4 protein-coding genes, 1 tRNA gene and 2 pseudogenes (2 of these 7 cut by a window edge) are annotated in these 7,440 nt (G+C 64.6%); 4 read left to right on the forward strand and 3 right to left on the reverse strand.

Features of this window, described 5'->3' with window-relative positions; translation table 11 throughout:
* From K728_RS18005 to K728_RS0100340, 3 genes and pseudogenes are all read left to right on the forward strand, one after another.
* Positions 1–470: pseudogene (locus K728_RS18005) on the forward strand (phosphoenolpyruvate carboxykinase (GTP)) (it extends 1,367 nt beyond the left edge of the window).
* Between the two features lie 58 nt (positions 471–528).
* On the forward strand, positions 529–1,053 hold the full coding sequence (locus K728_RS0100335) for a PadR family transcriptional regulator (protein WP_024475472.1): 525 nt from the start codon (positions 529–531) through the stop codon (positions 1,051–1,053).
* Entirely contained in the window at positions 1,050–1,838 is a 789-nt protein-coding gene (locus K728_RS0100340) for an alpha/beta fold hydrolase (RefSeq protein WP_024475473.1), read from the forward strand. Before K728_RS0100335 ends, K728_RS0100340 begins: the two co-directional genes overlap by 4 nt.
* Positions 1,839–1,844: 6 nt before the next feature.
* On the opposite strand, the gene K728_RS0100345 is transcribed toward K728_RS0100340, so the two are convergent.
* On the reverse strand, positions 1,845–3,251 hold the full coding sequence (locus K728_RS0100345) for a phosphomannomutase/phosphoglucomutase (RefSeq protein ID WP_024475474.1): 1,407 nt from the start codon (positions 3,249–3,251) through the stop codon (positions 1,845–1,847).
* A 120-nt stretch (positions 3,252–3,371) separates the two neighbouring features.
* On the opposite strand from K728_RS0100345, the gene K728_RS0100350 reads away from it, so the two are divergent.
* Complete coding sequence (locus tag K728_RS0100350; protein WP_024475475.1) at positions 3,372–5,486, forward strand: RecQ family ATP-dependent DNA helicase; 2,115 nt, start codon at positions 3,372–3,374, stop codon at positions 5,484–5,486.
* A gap of 110 nt (positions 5,487–5,596) precedes the next feature.
* Here K728_RS0100350 and K728_RS0100355 read toward each other — a convergent pair.
* A tRNA-Ser gene (locus K728_RS0100355) sits at positions 5,597–5,684 on the reverse strand.
* A 64-nt stretch (positions 5,685–5,748) separates the two neighbouring features.
* Positions 5,749–7,440, reverse strand: a pseudogene (locus K728_RS18010) (prolyl oligopeptidase family serine peptidase) (it continues 413 nt past the right edge of the window).

Raw genomic sequence — 7,440 nt, forward strand, 5'->3', positions numbered from 1 at the left:
CCGCTGGCGAGGTGGGTCGAGTTCGCCGCGATCCGATGGCGATGCTTCCGTTTATCGGGTACGACGCCGGTGACTACCTACGCCACTGGATCACCCTGAGCAGCAAGGCAGATCAGGAGCGACTGCCGAAAATCTTCCTGGTGAACTGGTTCCGGCGGACCGCCGACGGAGGCTTCGCCTGGCCGGGCTTCGGCGAGAATTCGCGGGTGATGAAATGGGTGATCGAACGGCTCGAGGGTACCGCCGATGCCGTCGAGACGCCCATTGGCTATGTGCCGACCGGCGCATCACTTGACCTCACGGGGCTGGATATGACGCCAGAAGAGGTGGACGCCGCGGTGCGGGTGGATCCCGAGGAGTGGGCGGCCGAGCTGCAGGGTATCGAGGAGTGGTACTCGCGGTTCGGGGAGTCACTGCCGTCCGAGCTGGAGGATCAGCTGAAGGGCCTCAAGGAGCGATTCGGGGTCTAACTTTGGTAGACCATGCACCTAGTAGACAAGTCGACTAGGTGCATGGTCATACTTTTGTATGATCCTTTCTCACGTCATTCTGGGCCTGCTCGCCGTTGCCCCAATGACGGGCTATGACCTAAAAAAACGATTCGACACGAGTGTCAACCATTTCTGGTCTGCCGACAAAGCGCAGATCTACCGCACCCTGAGCAGGCTGGTCACCGACGGCCTTGCTGAGGTGAAGATCGTGCGGCAGATTGGCCTGCCGGACCGTCAGGAGCACCACATCACCGAGGCCGGTAGAGCCACACTCGGCGAGTGGCTCGTATCTGCACCCGACGCCCACCGGGAACGGGACCCCTTTCTGGCCCGGATCTTTTTTTCGGGCACGCTTCAGCGAAGCGAGATTCTTGCGTTGACTGCGCAACGCAGAATGACCGCGGAGTCGTTGCTGAATGAGTTGTTGGCTCAGCTGGCACCAGGCGAGAGCGCCCCACAGACCCGGGCGGAGTACATGAGATTCGCAACGCTCCGGAACGGTATCAGTCATGTCCGCGCCGAGCTGGAATGGCTGGACGAAGTCGAAAAGGATTTGCCATGACGGCGCTCCAGTTCCCGGTCCTCCACCCGGCGCGAGGCAACGCCTCCGCGTCAGTCGTTTTTCTGCATGGCGGGAACGTCGCGAACTGGATGTGGCAACCTCAAGTCGAAGCGTTCAATGACTATCAGGTCATCACCCCGGACCTCCCCGGCTTCGGCGCCCGAACTGGCGAGCGGTGGATAAGCCTGGATCACGCTGCGGACGAGGTGGCTGAGTTGATCAGGGCAAAAGCCGACGGTCCAGTGCATCTGGTGGGGCTTTCCCTTGGAGGTATAGTGGCGCTCCGTCTGTTGGCGAGGCATCCACGCCTGGTAACCAGCTCGCTGGTCAGTGGGGTGCCAGCTCTCGGCGTCGACGGCGTCACGGGCGCCCTGGCCCGAGTGCAGCTTCGATGTTGGGACTATAAATGGTTCTGGCAGTTGCAGGCGCGGGCTTTCAGGCTCCCGGCGGATAGCTATGGCGTGTTTGTGGAACACGGCCTGAGGATGCAGAGCGCCAACGCTCATCGGATGCTGGGTGAAGTGTTCGCAGGCGGCCTGCCGCCCGGGTTGGTTGAGTACCGCGGGCGGCTGCTGGCGCTCGCCGGCGGCAAGGAACCCCGGGCCATATGCGATGCGCTGAAGGTGATCGCCCGGACCGTTCCCCACGGCGTGGCTGCGGTTGTCCCGGGAATGCACCATGTCTGGAATGTCGAGGACCCTCCTCTATTCAATGAGGTCGTGCGTCAGTGGATCAACGGGTCGGTGCACGCTGGCCTTAACGTCCCGGACACGACCGCCCGGTAGGCCCTTCTACTGCCGGACCTGCCCCAAGACCTCGTCGGTCAGGGTCCCGAGAATCTGCGGGTCGATCGCTTCGGCATTCAGGCGCAGGTAAGGCTCCGTGTTCGAGGCGCGGAGGTTGAACCACCAGGACCCGTCATCAGCCGTGAAGGTGAGCCCGTCGAGCTCGTCAACGGTGACACCATCGTTGCCAAACTCCTCGCGGACGCGGGCAACAGCGGCCGGGACGTCATCCAGGCGCGAGTTGATCTCGCCGGAGGAAAAGTACGGCTCGTACTCGCGGCCGAGGTCGGAGAGGGGGCCGGGCTGCTCGCCCAGCGCCGCGAGGACATGCATGGCAGCCAACATCCCGGTATCAGCGTTCCAGAAGTCCTTGAAGTAGTAGTGGGCTGAGTGCTCTCCGCCGAAAACGGCGCCCTCCTCGGCCATCACTGCCTTGATGAACGAGTGTCCCACCCGGGTGCGGACCGGCCGTCCACCCAGCCGTTCGATCAGCTCGGGCACGGCCCGGGACGTAATGAGGTTATGGATGACGACCGGGGCGCTCACGCCGGCGGCCTGGGCGCGCACTATTTCTCGGCGTGCCACCATCGCGGTGACGGCACTCGGCGACACCGGATTCCCAAGTTCGTCAATGACGAAGCAGCGGTCGGCGTCGCCGTCGAACGCAATCCCGATGTCCGCCTGATTGCTGAGCACTGCTGCCTGCAGGTCCAGGAGGTTCGCCGGTTCCAGTGGGTTGGCCGGGTGGTTTGGGAACGACCCGTCGAGCTCGAAGTACAGGGGGACGATGTCGAGGGGGAGGTTCGGAAGCAGCGCATCACCCAGGACGGCGGGAGTGGTCAGCCCGCCCATGCCGTTGCCGGCGTCGACGACCACCTTCAGCGGGCGCGATCCTGACAGATCCACGAGGGAGCGCAGGTATTCGGCGTACCCGCGAAGCACGTCGCGGACCCCGATGGTGCCGGTTCGTTCCGCCGCGGGGATGTCACCGGTGTTCAGGTATCGCTCGGCGAGAGCCTGAATCTCTACCAGCCCCGTCTCGGAGGAGACGGGTACTGCGCCGGGACGGCACATCTTCATCCCGTTGTACTCAGCCGGATTATGGCTGGCGGTAAAGGTGACTCCCGCAGCGTCGAGGGTGCCACTGGCGTAATAGAGTTCGTCGGTCGAAATGAGGTCGAGGAGGACGACGTCGGCTCCGCGCCGGGTGGCGCCCTTTGCGAAGGCGTTACTGAACTCCGGTGAGGACGGCCGCATATCGCCGCCAACCAGGACAGTGCCGCCAGCGAGATCGAGTACGTCAACGAACGCAGCGCCTACCGCCTCGACAATTTCGGAGGTGATGCTCTCGCCGACGATGCCGCGCACGTCATAGGCCTTGAAGGACGCTGAAAGGTCAAAGGATTTAGTCACGGACAGAGTCTAACCGCTGGCTCCCTCCGGACAAGGGCTGTGGAGGCCAGGTCAAAGGGGTTTCCCACAACCGCAGTCCCCGCAGGCACGGCTGTCAGCGGGGACTGCGATACTAGGCTCATGGTCGACACCACCACACTTCATGATCAGGCAGCGGTTATTCTGCGGACCCTCGTTGGACGAGAGGACGCCGAGTTCCACGACGGCCAGTTCGAGGCGATCGAGGCCCTGGTGGACGGTGGCCGCAGGGCCCTCGTGGTCCAGCGCACGGGGTGGGGGAAGTCGGCCGTCTACCTCGTCGCGAGCCTGCTCCTGCGCGCCCGGGGGGCGGGACCAACGCTGATTGTGTCCCCACTGCTCGCGCTGATGCGGGACCAGGTCGCGGCTGCGGCGCGTGCCGGGGTGCGTGCCGAAGCGATCAACTCGGCCAACCAGACGGACTGGCAGGAGATCACCGACAAACTCGACAACAACTCGGTCGACGTTCTTCTGGTGTCACCGGAGCGGCTGAATAACCCGGCGTTCCGGGAACGCCACCTGCCCGAATTGATCCGACGCACCGGGCTCCTGGTCATCGACGAGGCACACTGCATCTCCGACTGGGGGCATGATTTCCGCCCCGACTACCGCAGGTTGCGTGACCTGATCACCCAATTGCCGGCGGGTGTGCCAGTTCTGGCGACGACGGCGACCGCCAACTCGAGGGTAGTCAGCGACGTCGAGGAACAGCTGGGGACTGACGGCACCGAAGTATTCACCCTGCGAGGCAAGCTTGCCCGCGATTCTCTGAGGCTGGGAGTCCTCCGGCTACCGAGCCCCCGGTCTCGCCTCGCGTGGCTGTTGACCCACCTTGATGACCTCCCGGGCAGCGGGATCATCTATGCACTGACCGTTTCGGCCGCCGAGGACACGGCACACCTGTTGCGGGCGAACGGCCATCAGGTCCTGGCGTATACCGGCCGGACCGACCCGGCCGAACGGGAGTCGGCTGAGGCCGCGTTGAAGAACAATGAGGTCAAGGCCCTGATTGCGACCAGCGCACTGGGGATGGGGTTCGACAAGCCGGACCTCGGATTCGTGGTCCACCTGGGGGCGCCCTCATCACCGGTGGCCTACTACCAGCAGGTGGGGCGTGCGGGCCGTGGCACCCCCAACGCCGACGTCCTGCTCCTGCCGGGCACTGAGGACCGCGAAATCTGGGAGTACTTCGCCACGTCCTCGATGCCATCGGAGGAGAAGGCAACCCGGGTGCTCGAGGCACTGCAGCCCGGCGCGGTCCTTTCCACGCCGGCTTTGGAAGCCCGGGTGAATCTTAAACGCACCCCTCTGGAACTGCTGTTGAAGGTCCTTGACGTGGACGGCGCGGTCCGGAAGGTACAGGGCGGCTGGGAAAGTACCGGCGCGCAGTGGGTCTACGACAGCGAACGGTATGGGCGGATCGCCAAGGCGCGGATCGCCGAACAGAAGTCCATGTTGGACTATGAGAACACCACACAGTGCCGGATGGAGTACCTTGCGGCAGCACTCGATGATCCGACAGCTGCGCCGTGTGGGCGGTGTGACAACTGTGCGGGCGCGTGGTTCTCGGATGAAGTGGCGCATGATGCCTCAGACAGCGCCCAGAAGGCGCTCAGCAGGGTGGGCGTCGAACTTGACCCGCGGGGTCAATGGCCCAGCGGGATGGACAAGCTGTCGGTCCCGGTCAAGGGACGGATTCCGGCTGGCCAGGCCAACGCGGAGGGCCGGGCGCTGGCCCGACTGACAGATCTAGGGTGGGGGAGTCGGCTGCGAGAACTGCTGGCTGACACGGCCGAAGATCAGCCGCTGGGCCCGCTGGCCATCGAAGCCTGCGTCTCGGTGCTCGCACAGTGGGGCTGGGAGACGCGCCCCGTGGCCGTGGTCAGTGTGCCGTCGCGTCGTCGACCGTTGCTGGTCCAGTCGCTGGCCGAGAGTCTCGCCAAGGTGGGCCGTATCCCGTATCTCGGTGCCCTGCAGACACCGCACGGCTGGCCCAGCGGGGCTCCGGGCGGCAACAGCGCATTCCGGCTTGCAGCAGTTTGGGATCGTTTCGCAGTCCCCGAGGAGGGGCGAGACTGGTTTGCCGCGAACCCGGGCCCGGTCCTGCTCGTGGACGATCTTGCAGACAGCCGGTGGACCATTACCGTCGCCGGTAAGGCGTTGCGGGACGCCGGCGCCCAGGAAGTGCTGCCGTTTGTCCTCGCCCTGAAGGCCTGACCCCGCCGGGGCACTCCAGCACAGGGCTGACCCGGCCGGGGCATTCCCGCACGGGGCCCGGGCAAAAGAAAGCACCCCCAACCGAGGCCGGGGGTGCTTTCTGAAAAACGCGGAGACGGGGGGATTTGAACCCCCGGTAGGCTTTAGGCCCACACTTCATTAGCAGTGAAGCCCATTCGGCCGCTCTGGCACGTCTCCAGCGGCTATTACTAGCCACCCAAGGCTACCTGTAAGACGCGGGCAAGAGCAAAACCGCCGGCAGCTATAGGCCGCCGGTCAGCGCCTTCCACAAAAACTCCTGCGACATTACGTGCATGCGGGCCGCTTGCCGGTTATCCGATGCGCCGGCATGGCCACCCTCCAGCGCTTCGTGGAACCACACATTGTCGATCGACAGAGCCTTCATCCGGGCCGCCATTTTCCGTGCCTGCACCGGCCCAACCCGGTCATCGCTCGTCGCCGTCCAGATCAGGGTGCGCGGATAGTCGACCCCCGACCGTAGCTGGTGGTACGGGGAAAAGGTCTGGACGTACTCCCACTCCTCGGGCTTATCGGGGTCACCGTATTCGGCGATCCAGGAGTAGCCCGCCGACAGCTTCGTGTAACGACGCATGTCCAGCAGCGGCACACCGCAGGAGATAGCCCCGAACAGGTGTGGGTAGTGCGTGAGCATGTTCCCCACCAGCAGACCGCCGTTACTGCGTCCGGTGCAGCCGAGGAACTCTGGTCGAGTGACGCCGCGTGCCACCAGGTCCTCGGCGATCGCCGCGAAATCTTCGTAGGCCCGATGCCGGTTGGCGTGGAGGGCCGCCCGGTGCCAGGCCGGCCCGTACTCACCACCCCCGCGGATGTTCGCCAGCACGTACACCCCGTGCCTGCCGCTTTCGGTGGTCCGCTCCAACCATCCTCGTCCGATCACTCCCGAGTAGGCGGGAACCATCGCGTGCTCAAACCCGCCGTAGCCGGACAGGAGGGTGGGGTTTTCCCCGTCGAGTGCCAGCTCCGTCGACGCGACCTGAAAGTAGGGGACCCGGGTCCCATCCTTGGACACCGCGAAGTGCTGCTCAACCGTGAACTCGTTGTCATTGAAGAACGACGGCGTCGCCTTGACCTGTTCGTGCGCGCCGCCCACCGTGCCGCGCAGCAGGGTCGTCGGGGTCAGGAACCCGCTGGCCAGCAGCCAGTAGTCATTCCCGTCGACGTCGTCCTCGTCATCAACGGCGAAGGCGTCAACCGAATGCAGGGGCGGGCACGCATCAAGCACCTCCGCCCGCCAACGTTCAGAGGGTTTCAGGACACGAATCTCCGAGGACACGTCACTGAGCAGATTCACCAGCAGATAGTCCCGCGTCCAGCTCCAGGACTGCAACGACGTCTGCGCGTCGGGCTGGAACAGGACGGTCAACGATCGGTCGCCGGCCAGGAAGGAGTCAAGATCGACGCCGAGCAGAGACCCCGAGGCGAACACCGTCCCGTCCACCTCCCAATCGGTGCGCGGCCGCAGGATCAACCACTGCCGGTGCAGTGAAACGTTCACATCGTCGGGCACATCCAGTCGGACCCACTCACCGTTGTTGCGAAGGTGCGTGCGGCTCGAGTAGAAGTCGATTGTGTCAACGGCGATGTCCCGCTCGAAGCCCGGTGTCTGATCCCTCATCACCACCGCCATCATGTGGTGCTCGGGGATGTCGAAGTACAGCTCAGCGTCAGCCAGGGACTGCCCCCGCTGCAGCGTGCGCACCGTCCGCGGATAGGAACTGGTGGTCATTGACCCTGGCCCGAAGTCGGTGGCCAGATGCAGTGCATCTGGCCCGGCCCAGCTGATCCGACTTTTGGCTGCGGGAATGTCGAAGCCATCGGCGACGAAGGTCCGGGAGACGACGTCGAATTCGCGGAACCGCCGGGCGTCACCACCGTCAGGGGAAACAGCGATCAGGGCCCGCTGATACGGCTC

The sequence above is a fragment of the Arthrobacter sp. CAL618 genome, from assembly GCF_000468215.1.
Lineage (GTDB): Bacteria > Actinomycetota > Actinomycetes > Actinomycetales > Micrococcaceae > Arthrobacter_D.